The organism is Nonomuraea fuscirosea (genome assembly GCF_035917475.1).
In the GTDB taxonomy this organism is placed as follows: Bacteria; Actinomycetota; Actinomycetes; order Streptosporangiales; family Streptosporangiaceae; genus Nonomuraea; species Nonomuraea fuscirosea.
Genome location: NZ_CP109074.1, coordinates 10,190,443 through 10,203,937 on the forward strand (window position 1 = coordinate 10,190,443; position 13,495 = coordinate 10,203,937).

The following is a 13,495-nucleotide window of genomic DNA, read 5'->3' on the forward strand; positions in this document are numbered from 1 at the left end:
CTCGTGACCCGGTCGTTCTCGTGACCCGGTCGTTCCCGCGGCTGGGATCAGGCGATCCGCGCCCGTTCAGCTCAGGTCGGACAGGTCGAGGACGAACCGGTAGCGGACGTCGTTGCGGCCGAGACGGTCGAGCGCCTCGTTCACCCGCGCGGAAGGCAGCAGCTCGATCTCGGCGGTGATGCCGTGCTCGGCGCAGAACTCCAGCATGGCGGCGGTCGCGGGACGGCCGCCGCTGCCGGCGGAGCTGAGCTTCTTGCGCCCGAGGAGCAGGTCCATGGTGTCCACCGTGACCGGCCCGAGGTGACCGAGGTGGCTGAGCGTGCCGTCCATGGCGACCAGCCGCAGGTACGGGCCGAGGTCGTGCGGGGCGGAGATGGTGTCGATGACCACGTCGAACGTGTCGCGGGCGGCGGCCACCTGGTCCGGGTCGGTGGACACGACGAACCCGTGGGCGCCGAGCCGGCGGGCGTCGTCGGCCTTGCCGGACGAGCGGCTGACGACCGAGGTCGTGGCGCCGAGGGCCACGGCCATCCTGACGGCGAGATGCCCGAGGCCGCCCAGCCCCGCCACGGCGACCCGGCTGCCCGGGCCCACGCCCAGGGCGCGCAGGGGCTCCCAGACGGTGACGCCGGCGCAGAGCAGCGGCGCGGCGGCGGCCGGGTCGAGGCCGGACGGAAGCGGGTAGGCGAAGCCCTCGCGGACGACGTACTCGCGGGAGAAGCCGCCCAGCGTGGTCGATCCGTCCAGCCGGTCGGTGCCGCCGTAGGTGAGGGTCGGGAAGGCGTGGCAGAAGTTCTCCTGGCCCGCCCGGCACATGCCGCATTCGCCGCACGAGTCGACGATGTTGCCGACCGCGACGGGGTCGCCGGGGGCGAAGCGGGTGACGGCCGGCCCGGTCTCGGTGACCACGCCGGTGAACTCGTGGCCCGGCACCAGAGCGCCCGCCGCGCTGTCCTGGTGGTGGATGGCGTGCAGGTCGCTGTGGCAGACGCCGCAGTAGTCGATCCTGACCGCGAGGTCGTCGGGGCGCAGGTCGCGCCGTTTCAGCTCGGTACGCCGCAGCGTCGCCGGGCCGTCCGCCTGCCATCCGGTCGTGGTACGCACAACAACTCTCCTTAAAACAGACTGTTCGGTTTATTTGATCGTAGGCACACCTGCCGGCCAAAGCAAACCAACTGTTCTGTCTGGTAGCGTGAACGACCATGGCGGACCAGCCCCTGACCGCGCGCGGCGCCGCGACGTACCAGCGCATCCTCGACGTGGCCACCCAGGAGTTCGCCCGATACGGCATCGCCGGAGCCCGCATCGAGCGGATCGTGGCGGCGGCGCGGACCAACAAGGCCCAGCTCTACGCCTACTTCGGCAACAAGGAGGGGCTCTTCGACGCGATCTTCTTCGCTTCGCTGGAACGGATCGTCAACGTCGTCCCCATCGACGCCGCCGACCTCGCCGACTGGGCCGTGCGCCTCTACGACGAATACCTGCGCCGTCCCGATCTCATCCGGCTGGCCACCTGGGCCCGCCTGGAGCGCCGGCCGACCGGCCACCTCGTGGCGGAGCACGACCGCCTCGACGACCACAAGCTGCGCGCCATCGCCGAGGCGCAGGCGGCGGGGCGGGTGCGGCAGGGAGATCCGTTCGATCTGATGGCCCTGGTCATCGCGATGTCCATGGCCTGGTCGCCGGTCAGCAACGTCTACGCGGCGTCCGGCGAGGAGCCGCCCGAGGTGCACGAGCGGCGCCGCGAGCTGCTCAGGGAGTGCGTCCTGCGCGCGGTCGCGAACGACTGAACGGCCCGCCGGGAGTCCCCGGCGGGCCGTTCAGTCGGTGCTTCACGAAGAGCGGGTACGGCTCTTGATCTGGCCGGTGCGCTTGGCCCGCCGGAGCAGGGCGATCGTGGGAACCAGGCAGACCACCAGGGCGAGCAGGCTGGCCTCGGGCCCGAAGACGCCGCCGGTCAGCGCGGAGGGGCCGGACAGCGTCACGTTCAGGAGGCCCTCGACCGGAGAGTCCGATCCGGAGAGCGAGACCCCGAAGATCCCGGTGTGGGTGAAGTTCCAGGCGAAGTGCAGGCCGATGGGCAGCCACAGCGAGCGGGTGGCGACATAGGCGGCGGCCAGCATGACTCCGCCGGTCAGGGCGATGGACAGCACGCCCCACAGCGTGGCGTTGGCGTTCACCAGGTGGGTCGCGCCGAACACCAGCATGGACACGACCAGCGAGATCACGGTGCCGAGGCGCTCCTCCATGATCCGGAACAGGACCCCGCGGAACAGCAGTTCCTCGGCCACGGCGACGCTCGCCATCATGCCCGCGGCGCCGAGGGCGCCGCCGATGGAGCCCCAGGACACGGCCTGCCAGCCGCCGAACACCGCGATCAGCGCCATCAGCCCGGTGAACAGGCCGAGCCCGAGCAGCGTCCCCCGCCGCAGCCGGGGCCGCCGGTCCGCCTTGTCCAGCTCGGGCACGTCCGAGCGGAGCTCGACGGCACGGGAGAGGCGGCGGTAGGCGACGATCGCCGCGACCGCCAGGCCGACGCCCACCGGCAGGGCCAGCACCGGCACGGGCGAGACGAGCTGGTTGATCCCGGCGATCACCGTCATCACGGCGAACATCGCGACCAGCAGGACGGGGAAGCGGAAGGTGCGCAGCCGGCTCCGGGCCGCGGAGGGGCCGGCCTGCGGAAGGGTCTGCTGGTGCTCCGTGGATGCCACGATCGTGTTCCTCTCGATCAGGTCTCCGCGGCGTTTTCCGCGGTGAGAAAAACACTAGAGATCGGGCTTTGACCTGCCATCCCCCTGTGACGGGCTTCGCCGGGTAGCTCACGCGGGGGATCGCGGGCCCGTCAGTACCCCGCAGGGGGAGCGGCCGGCGTCCACACCAGTCCCGGCACCGCCCGAGGTGACGTTCGTGGGCTCGGAGAAGGCCGGCAGGGTCACCTCCGTGGCGCTCAGCCAGCCGCCCAGCCGCATGGCCGGCTCGGGCAGCTCGGCTCCCGGCAGTTCGGGCCGCTTGCGGATGCGCCACGAGATCGTCTGGTTCACCAGGGCCCTGCGGGCGTAGGCCTCGGGGTTGCCGCCCCTGGCGCGAGGGGTGGGCGGCACCCGCGTGCGCGTCCGGGGCGGTGCCAGGCCGGTAACGGGGCGGTGCCGGGGCGCGCTACCGGCGCGCCAGTGGCGGGCTAACGGGGCGGGCGAGCATCTGAGGTCATGGTTCACGTGCTGGTGGCGTGTCAGGTCCTGCTCGCCACGGTCTTCGTCGTCTCCGCGTACTCGAAGCTGCGCAGCCGTGCCGCGCTGCGGTCCTTCGCCGCCACGCTGGGGTCGCTGCCCGGAACGATCCGGTTCCCCGCCGCGCTGGCGACGGCGGTCGTGGAGGTCGTCGCCGCGGCCGGCCTGGTCGTGCTGCCCCGGGCGGGGCTGGCCGCCGGTGGGGTGCTGCTGGTCGCGTTCTCCACGTGGATCGCCGTCTCGCTGCGGGGCGGGCGGCGGGAGCCGTGCCGGTGCTTCGGCGCGTCGGTGACGCCGCTCGGCCCGGTGCATCTGGTCCGGAACGGGCTGCTGCTGCTCGTCGTGGGGCTGGGGGCGGCGGCGGCGTTCACCGGTGGTCCCGTGACCGTGGCCGGTCTCGCGCTGGCGGTGCCGGCCGGGCTGGTCGGCGCCGTCCTCCTGATCGCCTTCGACGACCTCGCCGACCTGTTCCTGCCGGTCTCCGGGGGCGCGTGACGCCGTACCGGATCGCCGACGTCGTCACCAGTGCCTATGAGCAAGGCGGGAACGGCGAAAGCCGCCGCCGGGGGTGACCCGTGCGGCGGCGGCCGGCCGGACGCGGCCCGTGCCCCGTCACCTGTGGCGGGTGGCCTGGGCGGCGACGCGCTGGATGGCCTTGACGGCGACCTCGGGCTGGTCGACGTAGATGTAGTGCTCGCTCTTCGTGGCCGTGGTCAGCCTGCTGCGGGTGGACAGCTTGAGCCAGGCGCGCTGGCCCGCGGACCAGGCCCGCTCCAGCTTCGGCCCGTACGTGGGGATCGCGGCGAGGTACTGCTTGCCGTGCTTGAGCACCTCGACCGGGATCCGGCCGGCCGAACGGACCCTTCCGTCGGGGATGACCAGCTTCTCCGGGTTCTGCCCCGCGAAGATGGCCAGGTTCTGGGCGCGCAGCTCGGCCGCCGGGCCCTCGGCGGAGGCCGGGATGGCCTTCTTGATGTCGGCGGTCATCGTCGCGGGCGTGGCGTCCATCAGCACCAGGCCCTTGACCCGGTCGCGGTGCTCGGGGGCGTACCTGGCGGCGATCAGCCCGCCCAGCGAGTGACCCGCCAGCACGACGGGGCTGTCACCGGCGATCCGGTCGAGCACCCCGGACAGGATCTTCCCGGTGCTCGTGAAGCTCTGCGGGCCCTCGGGCTGGTCGCTCGCCCCGGCGCCGAGCCGGTCGTAGGAGCAGACCCGGTTCCTGCCGCTCAGCGTCTTCTGCAGCGCCGCGAGCTTCTCCACCCCGTCACCGGCGCCGTGCAGCAGCACGACGACCGGCTTGCCCCGCCCCTGGCGGCCCGAGCAGGACACGTTCACCTTCTTGCCCCTGACCCTGATCTTCTTGGTGCCGACGAACGGGTCGGCCCTGTGCCCGGTGAAGGGGTCCCAGCTCTCGGCGTCGGTCTTCGCGAAGGGGTCCCACTCCTCCGCCGAGGCGGCCGGGGCGCCGACGATCCCCACGCCGACGACGGTGCAGCACAGTGCGGCCACAGCGGATGCCTTGAACGTGCGGAGCATGACGTTCTCCCAGGTAGCTCATCGGCGCCGGGGCGGATTCGCGCCGACGGTGGCGGGAAGCGGGCCGAACCGCTGCCGTCACGTCCATAACGCTAGGGAACGGGCGCACCACGGGTCGTCCCCGCACGGTGGACATTCGCCCATAGCTCTCATGGGGGACAAAGACCACGCGGCGTACGCCAGAGCGTGGCGGAATGCTTACCCTCGCCCTACTTTGATCGCGCCGTTTGCGGTAAAGACATCCAGCATTCGACAACGGCTTCGGGGGGATCTGTGCCGGATACGCCATCCGGGCGCGCTCATGACCGGCAGGCCTCCGCCGCGAGAGGCCGGGAGGGGGGCGGGCCGCCCGGACCACGCCGTCCGGGTTTCTGGCGCAGGCCGCCCGGTCCGTTCCGGCCCGGCTTCTGGCGCAGCCCGCTGCGCGGGCCGTGGCTCACGTCCGTGCTCGGTCTGGTCCTGCTCGCCGGGCTGACCGTCGTCGCGCTCACCGGCCTGCTGTCGTACGCCGCGTACGACCCCCGCCTGCCCGGCAACGACACGACCCCGGGCAAGGGCCTGCTCGGCTTCTACCTGTTCGACTGGCCGACGAGCCCCGCCTGGCTGTACCGGGTCACCCAGGGCGCCCACGTCATCCTCGGGCTGACACTGGTGCCGGTGCTGCTGGCCAAGCTGTGGTCGGTGATCCCCAAGCTGTTCGACTGGCCGCCGGCGCGCTCGCTCGCCCAAGCCGTCGAGCGCGTCAGCCTGCTGCTGCTGGTCGGCGGGGCCGGATTCCAGTTCGCCACCGGGATACTCAACATCCAGCTCTTCTACGTCTTCCCCTTCTCCTTCTACCCGGCGCACCTGTACGGGGCGTGGATCTTCCTGGCGGCGCTCGCCGTGCACGTGGCGGTACGGCTGCCGATGGCGATCCGCGCGCTGCGGTTCAGGGATCTGCGCCGCGAGCTGCGTACGGGTCTGGCCGGCACCCGTCCTGAGCCGCCCGACCCCGACGGCCTGGTGCCGGTGGACCCGGCGCCGCCCACCATGTCGCGGCGCGGCCTGCTGGCGTTCGTCGGGGGCGGCTCGGTGCTGATGTTCGGCCTGTCGGCCGGGCAGACGTTCGACGGGCCGCTGCGGCGTACGGCGTTGCTGGCGCCGCACGGGCGCGAGTACGGGCCGGGGCCCAACGACTTCCAGATCAACAAGACGGCGGCGAGTCTGGGCGTCACCGAGGCGGACACCGGTGAAGCGTGGCGGCTGATGCTCGCCGGGGCCGGCCGGGCCCTGCTCACCCGGGCGGATCTGCTGGCGCTGCCGCTGCACACGTACGCACTGCCGATCGCCTGCGTGGAGGGCTGGTCTACCGAACAGGTCTGGACCGGGGTACGGCTGGCCGACCTGGCCCGGCTGGCCGGGATCCCGCCCGGCGCGGCGGAGGTCACGGCCAGGTCGGTGCAGCGCATCGGCTACTTCGGCCAGGCCTCGCTCAGCGCCGGCCAGGTGTCCGACCCTCGTTCACTGCTGGCGCTGCGGGTCAACGGCGCGGATCTCTCGCTCGACCACGGGTATCCCGCGCGGATCATCGTGCCGAACGCCCCGGGCGTGCACAACACCAAGTGGGTGCGGGAGCTGGAGTTCCGCCGGGAGCGCCCGTGAAGCGCGACGCCGGCCGGTGGGCGAGGCTCTACGGGGCCGGACCGGGGCATCTGGCAGGGCTGGTGGTCTGTTTCGCGGTCGCCGGTTACGCCGCCACCCGGGTGGTGGAGGCCGGCATCTGGCTGGGGTTCGCCGTGTGGTTCGTCGGCGCCGCCGTCTTCCACGATCTGGTGCTGTGGCCGCTGTATTCGGCGGCCGACGCCGTGCTCCGCGCCCCTTCCCGGCTTCATGAGCGACCGGGCGGGCGGCCACCGCTGGTCAACCACGTGCGGGTGCCGGTCGCGCTGTCCTGCCTGCTGCTGCTGGTGTGGTTCCCACTCGTCCTGCGCGGCGCCGAGCCGAACTACGTGGGAGCGGTCGGGCTGAGCACGTCCCCCTACCTGGCGCGGTGGCTGTGGATCACCGTGGCGCTCTTCGTCGTCTCCGCCTTGCTCTACGCGGTACGACGCCGGGCCGCGGGACGGCCGGGTCGGTGAGCGGCGGCGCGATCGGCGATCCCGTGACGCTGTCGGACTGGCGGTCCTGCAGCGCGGTCTACGAGCACGGCCTGCGCGGCGGGCACGTGGAGGTCGAGTACGCCGACGGCCGCGTCCGCCCGCTGGCCGCCGAGCGCTGGTTGCGTCCGATCGAGGGCGACGAGGACATCCTGGCCCGGTGCGGCGGCCCCACGCTGGACGTCGGCTCGGGCCCCGGCCGGCTGACCGTGGCGCTCACCCGCAGGGGCGTCCCCGCCCTGGGCATCGACGTCACCCCCCTCGCCGTCGAACTGACCCGCCGGGCGGGCGGCCCGGCCCTGCTCCGCTGCGTCTTCGACCCTCTTCCCTGTACGGGGCGGTGGGCGGAGGCGCTGCTGACGGACGGCAACATCGGCATCGGCGGCGATCCGGTGGCGCTGCTCAGACGCCTGCGGCAACTGGTCAGACCGGGCGGAACGGTCATCGCCGAAGTCCGCCCGCCCGGCTCGAAGAGCACGGTGGACCGGGTACGGCTGCGTCACGACGGCCGTACCGGCGGCTGGTTCGCCTGGGCGACCGTCTCCGCCGACGACATCGGCCCGCTCGCCACCCGCTGCGGCTTCCCCACCGCCGAACGCTGGAACACGGCCAGGCGCTGGTTCGCGGCCCTGTCATGACCCTCCCCGTCGTTGTCCGCCGGAACCTGGCCAGGCGGTGGTTCGCCGCCCCGTCATGATCGTTCCGGCAGCGAGAGGGCGCCTCGCCCGTACGACGGAGCCCGCGACCACCGCCAGAGCGGCGACCGCGTAGGCGGCCGTGCCGACGTGCTCGTGGACGCCCAGGTACGCGGCCGCGCCCGCCGGCGGGATGCCGAGCCACTCCCACCGGCCGTCGAAGGCGACGAGCGCGACGACCAACAGGGCGTACCAGGGATAACCGGGTGTGAACAGCAGGAACGCGACCCCGGTCACCACCAGGGCCCCGCGCCACGGCCGGTCGGCGTCACCCCGGCGCAGCACGAGCACGGCCGCGACCGCGAGCAGGACGAGGGCCGCGGGCAGCGCCGCCGCGCCGGGCAGGACCAGCCGCAGCAGCGCGTACCGGGCGCCGCCGGTGCTGGTGTCGTCGTACCCCTCCTCGTTCAGGTAGCCGAAGAGGTAGCCGAGGACCGACGCGCGGGACGCGAGCACGTACGGGAGATAGGCGAGCGCCACGACGAGGACGGCGGGCCCGACGACGGCCAGTGCGCCGAGCGCCCGCCGCCGCACGGAGGGCCCCCGGGTGGCCAGGAACCCGGAAAGCGCCCCGGGCAGGGCCAGCGCGGGCAGGAACTTCACCGCGGTCGCCGCTCCGAGCAGCAGACCGCCCCGGACCTTGTGCCGGCTCAGCAGGGCCATGGCGGCGACGGTGAGCAGGACGCCGAGGATGTCGACGTGAGCGTTGTTCACCGCCTCCAGCGGAACGGCCGGACACCACGCCCAGCACGCCACCCGGTGCGCGCCCCCGTCCACGACCCTGTCAGCGACCCTGTCAGCGACCCTGTCCGCGGCCCTTCGCCTGACGGTCGCCAGCAGGACCAGCGAGGTGCCGAACGCCAGCAGCGCGCCACCGACCTGGAACGCCTCGTACCGGCCGTCTTCCGGCGCGAGCCGGTGCACGACCAGGAAGTACAGCTCCGCCAGCGGCGGGTAGATCGTGTGCACGTCAGGCCGGTTGATCAGCGTGCACGTGCGCGCGGCCGGGCCCGAGTGAACGGCGTAGCGGTAGGGGAAGTCGCAGTCCGCGCCCTCGGGAAAGAGCCAGCGGTCGCGCAGCGGAAGGAGCGCGGGATCAGCGGGCGCGTAGGCGTAAGGGGAGACGCCCGCCGCCTGGACCCGGCCGTCCCAGGCGTACCGGTAGGAATCGGTGCTGGTCGTCGGCGGCGCGAGCAGCCCCGTGGCGGTCACCGCGACGGCTCCGGCGACCACCAGGAACACCGCCTGCCGGGCCGGCACCTTGCGCAGCGTCCACACCGCAGCGCCGAACAGCGCCCAGGACAGCGCGTACCAGCGGATCAGGCTCGCGCGCTCGGCGGGGTGTCCGGCGCTCATCGTCAGCACCAGCGCGCCGACCAGAGCGAGCAGGAGCACCGCCGTGCCGACGACCCGGCGACGGCCCGCGCCGTCGAGCGTCGTCTTCTCGCCGCGTCGCGTAAGAACCCCTCCATCAAGATCGCTCGGCACTGCGGACGCCGGGCACAACGCTGCGACGGTCATACACGAATTCGCCGTGGCCAAGCCGTGGCATGGCGGGTCAGGCCAGGGGGGCGGTGGCGAACTCCTTCATGCCCTCGGTGAAGCCGACGCGGGCGTGGAAGCCGAGCTCCGCCCCCGCCCGGTCCGGTGCGGCCGTGATGTGGCGGACGTCGCCGAGCCGGTACTCCCCGGTGACGACCGGCTCAGGGCCGCCGTGCTGCGCCGACAGGGCCGCGGCCAGTTCTCCCACGGTGTGCGGCTGCCCGCTGGCGATGTTGTAGACGGCCGCCGTTCCCGGCATGCCCCCGTCGAGGGCGGCCACGTTCGCGTCGGCGACGTCCCGGACGTGGACGAAGTCGCGCCGCTGGCCCCCGTCCTCGAACACGCGCGGAGCCCGCCCCGCTTCCAGCGCGGACCGGAAGATCGCCGCGACGCCCGAGTACGGGGTGTCCCTCGGCATCCTCGGCCCGTACACGTTGTGGTACCGCAGGGCGACGGCGGTGCCGCCGGTCTCGCGGGCCCAGTTGGCGGCCAGATGCTCCTGCGCCAGCTTGGTGGTGGCGTACGCGTTGCGCGGATCCGTCCGCGCGTCCTCGTCGATGGCGGCCGGGAGCACGCCCGCGCCGCAGCGGGGACAGCGCGGCTCGAAGGAGCCTGCGGACAGGTCCTCGGCGGTACGGGGACCGGGGCGGACCCGGCCGTGCCTGGCGCAGTCGTAGGCGCCTTCGCCGTAGACCACCATGGAAGACGCCAGCACGAGCCGCCCCACACCGTGGCGGGCCATCGCGGCCAGCAGCACCGCCGTGCCGTACACGTTGGCCGAGGCGTAGTCGGGCAGGTCCGCCACGTCGACGCCGAGCCCGACCTTGGCCGCCTGGTGCACGACCGCGTCGGCCTCCGCCAGCGGCCCGGCGAGCGCGGCGGCGTCGCGTACGTCGTCGCCGCACCGCAGGTCGAAGCCGGTCACCTCGTGCCCCCGCGCCTCCAGCGCCTCGACCACGTGACTTCCGATGAACCCGGCCGCCCCGGTCACCAGCACCCTCATCGCGGCACCCCCAGGCCGGCCAGCGCGGCGGCGTAGCGGGACCCGGGGACGAGCGCCGCCACCTCGATCGCGTCCGCCATGGTGTCCACGTCGGTCAGGCACGGCATCGTGGCGACGCTCATCCCGGCCTCCTTCAGTCTGCGGAACTGGCTCGCGCCGGTGGACGGCGACGACATCGGCACCCCGAGCAGCAGCGCCGGATCGGGGGCACGGAGCCCGAGCAGCCAGAAGCCGCCGTCGGTCGCCGGGCCGAACACCGCGTCGTGGCCGGCGAGCAGCCTCAGGGCGGCGGTCAGCAGATCCGGGGTGACCTGCGGGGTGTCCATGCCGATGAGCACCATGGGGACCGGCCGCAGCAGGTGGGCGTCCGCGAAGGCCGCGGCCAGCCGTTCGTCCAGACCGCCGCCCCGCTGCGGCAGCACGGTGAAGCCGGAGGGAAGCCAGGGGCCGGGGGCGCCGTCGAGGACGAGCACCCGGCCGGCGGCCGGCACCTGTGCGACGTTACGCAGCGTGTCCTCCAGCGCGGCGCCGGCCAGCCCGGCGGCCTCGTCGTGGGTGAGCGGCGGCACGAGCCGCGTCTTCACTCTCCCCGGCACGGGCTCCTTGGCGATCACCAGAATCTGCCCGCTCGGAGCGCCGTCCTCATGAGTAGCGTTCACACTCCACCGCCCATCGCCGCGTGAGCCGTCACCGCTCGACCGGCCGCGCGTCGCGTTCACGCGGTTCCGTTCTGGCGGATCAGGACGCGGCGCATGTCGCCGACCGCTCGCAGCGTGCCGCGTACCGTACCGGTGACCTTGGATCTGCCCTGGCGGGGCAGGTAGTCGACGTCGGTCTCGGCGATGTGCCAGCCCGCCGCCCCCGCCCGCAGCACCATCTCCAGCGGATAGCCGAAGCGCCGGTCGACCAGCCCGAGCGCGAGCAGCGGCAGACGCTCGCAGGCCCGCATCGGCCCGAGGTCGCGCAGCCGGACCCCGGTACGGCGGCGCAGCCCCCTGGCCAGTACGGCGTTGCCTAGCCGCGCGTGCACCGGCCACGACGCCCCCGGCCGCAGAACCCGGCGGCCCAGCACCAGATCGGCCTCCCCCGCCACGACGGGTCCGCTCACCCGGGGCAGTTGAACGGGATCGAGCGACGCGTCGGCGTCCATGAAGCACACGACGTCCGAGACCGCGGCCGCCAGCCCCGCGTGGCAGGCCGCGCCGAACCCCGGACGGGGCTCGCTCACCACCGTCGCCCCGAGGGCGGCCGCGATCCCCGCCGAGCCGTCGGTGGAGCCGTTGTCCACGACGATCGGATGGAAGCCGTCCGGCATCCGCCCGAGCACCCATGGCAGGGCGGCCGCCTCGTCGAGGCAGGGCAGCACCACGTCGATCTTCATGCCATCGACGTTATGGAGACATCCGCGTGCACACCCTGACGAACGGTGCCGTCTTTCCGAGTGTTGACCTGCCCAGAAGGCATTCCTGGCCGTCCTCGCGGCGGCGGAAGGTACCCCTGGCTATACCTCCATTGGGCTGTACGCGGGAACGACCGGAAGGGCCTCCGGCTGATGTGCTGATCACTGTCAGTCAAAACGCTCCCCCCAAGGAGAAAGAGAAATGACAGTCGACAGCCGGCCGGAGGCCGAGCAGCATCCGGGACAGGCCGGACTCGGGGGATTCATCCGCCGGCGTCCGCTGGTCAGCTTCTTCATCCTGGCCAACCTGCTGAGCTGGGTCGCCTGGGTGCCGTACGTCCTGTCCACGAACGGCCTCGGCATCCTGAACTTCGGCTTCCCCGAGTTCCTCGGCACCTCGCAACTCCTCGGCGTCCTGCCCGGCGCCTACCTCGGCCCCATCCTCTCCGCGTACCTGGTGACCAGGGTCACGGAGGGCAAGGAGGGCGTCCGCCGGTGGATCGGGCGGATGACCAAGTGGCGGGTCAGCTGGGTCTGGTATCTGGTGACCGCGCTCGGCGTCCCCGCCGCCATCATCGGCACCGGTTTCGCGCTCTCCGACGAGAACATTCACCTGCCGTCCGTCGCCGTGCTGGTGGCGTACGTGCCGGGGCTGCTGCTCCAGATGGTCACCACGGGTCTGGCGGAGGAACCCGGCTGGCGTGACTTCGCCCTGGCCCGCATGCAGCGCAAGTTCGGCCCGCTGGGCGCCACCGTCATCCTCGGCCCGCTGTGGGGCATCTGGCACCTGCCGCTGTTCCTGAGCGAGTGGGGCGGATGGCCGGACGTCACCTGGCTGCGGGTGGCCGAGTTCGTCGCCTTCGCCTGCGTCTTCAGCGTGGTCGTCACCTGGGTGTTCAACCGGACCGGCCAGAGCCTGCCGCTGATCATGCTGCTGCACGTCAGCGTCAACAACTTCATGTCGATCGCCTACTCGGAGGTGTTCCCGACGCTCGCCACCGCCGAGCAGGCGTCCCGCGTCACCCTGCTGGCCGGCACCACGGCGGCGTTCCTGGTGCTCGTCGCGACCCGCGGCCGCCTCGGCTACCGCCCGCCCGCGGAACCGGCACTCCAGAGCTGAACGAAAGCGGGTGCGGGACCGAGAACCGGTCCCGCACCCGCCGCGCCGGTCAGTACCGGCTTCCCAGGTCACCCGCCGCGCTCGTCCGGACGTTCAGGGAGAGACGACTTCCAGGTCACCCGAGTCGCTGGTCAGCTCGATCAGGCGGGGGGCCGAGTCGTCGACGGCGGCCTTGATGTTCTTGCCGCCCGAGTCGGTCGAGGCGACCACCTTGTACGGCCCCTGCGGCACGTGCACCGAGATCCGGCCCGAGTCCGTGGCGGTCGTGACCTTGTCCGGCGCCCCGGTGAAGGTGAGCCCGACCTCGCCGGAATCGGTCTTGGCGGCGGCCTGCTTCGCGGACAGCCCGTCGGCCGCGATCGCCCCCGAGTCGGACCGGGCGTCCAGCTCGCCGGACAGGCCGCTCAGCGTCAGGGCGCCGGAGTCGGAGCTGACCTTGACCCGCAGCCCCTTGGGCACCTCGACCTTGTAGCTCACGTCGCAGGACGTGCCCGCGGCCCCGAACCCCCACGTCGCGGGGCAGTTGAAGGTCAGGGTGAGCGTGTCGCCCCGCACCTGGTGGCTGGTCTCCGGCTTGTTCTTGCGCCAGGTCAGCACCTCGGTCACGTGGATGCCCTGCCGCTCCGACTCCACCACCTCGATCGAGCCGGAGTCGGTCTCCACCTGAAGGGCCGCCACCTTGTCGGCGACGTCGTACGCGACGGTGTCCTGCTCGTTCGGACCGCCGATCCCGCACCCCGTCAGCGTCACCGCCACGCCCAGCAGACCCGCGATCGTGGCCATCCGCTTCATCCTCATGACGCCCGATTGTGCGGCATACGGGCGGCGCGGA

The 13,495-nt window shown here is 72.7% G+C and carries 15 protein-coding genes; 6 read left to right on the plus strand and 9 right to left on the minus strand.

Annotated elements, in window-relative coordinates; all coding sequences use genetic code 11:
- Nucleotides 1-66: 66 nt before the first annotated feature.
- Complete coding sequence (locus OIE67_RS46765; protein ID WP_326632745.1) at nt 67-1,104, minus strand: NAD(P)-dependent alcohol dehydrogenase; 1,038 nt, start codon at nt 1,102-1,104, stop codon at nt 67-69.
- Between the two features lie 98 nt (nt 1,105-1,202).
- On the opposite strand from OIE67_RS46765, the gene OIE67_RS46770 reads away from it, so the two are divergent.
- Complete coding sequence (locus tag OIE67_RS46770) at nt 1,203-1,790, plus strand: TetR family transcriptional regulator (protein ID WP_326632748.1); 588 nt, start codon at nt 1,203-1,205, stop codon at nt 1,788-1,790.
- Nucleotides 1,791-1,832: 42 nt separating this feature from the next.
- Here OIE67_RS46770 and OIE67_RS46775 read toward each other — a convergent pair whose 3' ends face one another.
- Both OIE67_RS46775 and OIE67_RS46780 read right to left on the minus strand, forming a co-directional pair.
- Nucleotides 1,833-2,714 (minus strand): CPBP family intramembrane glutamic endopeptidase, encoded by an 882-nt coding sequence (locus OIE67_RS46775; RefSeq protein WP_326632750.1) that lies wholly within the window; start codon nt 2,712-2,714, stop codon nt 1,833-1,835.
- A gap of 108 nt (nt 2,715-2,822) precedes the next feature.
- A complete protein-coding gene (locus OIE67_RS46780) occupies nt 2,823-3,104 on the minus strand; it encodes a hypothetical protein (protein WP_326632752.1) in 282 nt (93 codons plus the stop codon).
- Nucleotides 3,105-3,209: 105 nt separating this feature from the next.
- Here OIE67_RS46780 and OIE67_RS46785 point away from each other — a divergent pair, with 105 nt between their 5' ends.
- On the plus strand, nt 3,210-3,725 hold the full coding sequence (locus OIE67_RS46785) for a MauE/DoxX family redox-associated membrane protein (RefSeq protein WP_326632754.1): 516 nt from the start codon (nt 3,210-3,212) through the stop codon (nt 3,723-3,725).
- 117 nt (nt 3,726-3,842) lie between these two features.
- On the opposite strand, the gene OIE67_RS46790 is transcribed toward OIE67_RS46785, so the two are convergent.
- Nucleotides 3,843-4,769: an alpha/beta fold hydrolase gene (locus OIE67_RS46790; protein ID WP_326632755.1), complete on the minus strand. Its 927-nt coding sequence runs from the start codon at nt 4,767-4,769 to the stop codon at nt 3,843-3,845.
- Nucleotides 4,770-5,213: 444 nt separating this feature from the next.
- On the opposite strand from OIE67_RS46790, the gene OIE67_RS46795 reads away from it, so the two are divergent.
- From OIE67_RS46795 to OIE67_RS46805, 3 genes are read left to right on the plus strand one after another with little or no spacing between them, the layout of a single operon-like run.
- Nucleotides 5,214-6,410 carry a molybdopterin-dependent oxidoreductase gene (locus OIE67_RS46795; protein WP_326632757.1) on the plus strand — a complete coding sequence of 399 codons (1,197 nt, stop codon included), beginning with the start codon at nt 5,214-5,216 and terminating at the stop codon, nt 6,408-6,410.
- On the plus strand, nt 6,407-6,886 hold the full coding sequence (locus tag OIE67_RS46800) for a hypothetical protein (RefSeq protein WP_326632759.1): 480 nt from the start codon (nt 6,407-6,409) through the stop codon (nt 6,884-6,886). Before OIE67_RS46795 ends, OIE67_RS46800 begins: the two co-directional genes overlap by 4 nt.
- Entirely contained in the window at nt 6,883-7,542 is a 660-nt protein-coding gene (locus OIE67_RS46805) for a class I SAM-dependent methyltransferase (RefSeq protein ID WP_326632761.1), read from the plus strand. Before OIE67_RS46800 ends, OIE67_RS46805 begins: the two co-directional genes overlap by 4 nt.
- Here OIE67_RS46805 and OIE67_RS46810 read toward each other — a convergent pair.
- From OIE67_RS46810 to OIE67_RS46825, 4 genes are read right to left on the minus strand one after another with little or no spacing between them, the layout of a single operon-like run.
- Entirely contained in the window at nt 7,537-9,120 is a 1,584-nt protein-coding gene (locus OIE67_RS46810; protein ID WP_326632762.1) for a glycosyltransferase family 87 protein, read from the minus strand. The genes OIE67_RS46805 and OIE67_RS46810 overlap by 6 nt on opposite strands.
- Before the next feature lie 37 nt (nt 9,121-9,157).
- Nucleotides 9,158-10,144, minus strand: coding sequence for an NAD-dependent epimerase/dehydratase family protein (locus OIE67_RS46815; protein WP_326632764.1), 987 nt, complete (start codon nt 10,142-10,144; stop codon nt 9,158-9,160).
- The gene (locus OIE67_RS46820; RefSeq protein WP_326632766.1) at nt 10,141-10,803 is read right to left on the minus strand and encodes a TIGR04282 family arsenosugar biosynthesis glycosyltransferase; all 663 of its coding nucleotides are present in this window, start codon (nt 10,801-10,803) and stop codon (nt 10,141-10,143) included. The genes OIE67_RS46815 and OIE67_RS46820 overlap by 4 nt, the downstream gene beginning before the upstream one ends.
- Before the next feature lie 56 nt (nt 10,804-10,859).
- Nucleotides 10,860-11,525: a glycosyltransferase family 2 protein gene (locus OIE67_RS46825; protein ID WP_326632768.1), complete on the minus strand. Its 666-nt coding sequence runs from the start codon at nt 11,523-11,525 to the stop codon at nt 10,860-10,862.
- A 220-nt stretch (nt 11,526-11,745) separates the two neighbouring features.
- On the opposite strand from OIE67_RS46825, the gene OIE67_RS46830 reads away from it, so the two are divergent.
- Nucleotides 11,746-12,663, plus strand: a complete 918-nt coding sequence (locus tag OIE67_RS46830; RefSeq protein ID WP_326632770.1) for a CPBP family intramembrane glutamic endopeptidase — start codon at nt 11,746-11,748, stop codon at nt 12,661-12,663.
- A 93-nt stretch (nt 12,664-12,756) separates the two neighbouring features.
- Here the strand turns inward: OIE67_RS46830 and OIE67_RS46835 are convergent, their stop codons facing one another.
- Nucleotides 12,757-13,461: a DUF4097 family beta strand repeat-containing protein gene (locus OIE67_RS46835; RefSeq protein ID WP_326632772.1), complete on the minus strand. Its 705-nt coding sequence runs from the start codon at nt 13,459-13,461 to the stop codon at nt 12,757-12,759.
- Nucleotides 13,462-13,495: the final 34 nt, after the last annotated feature.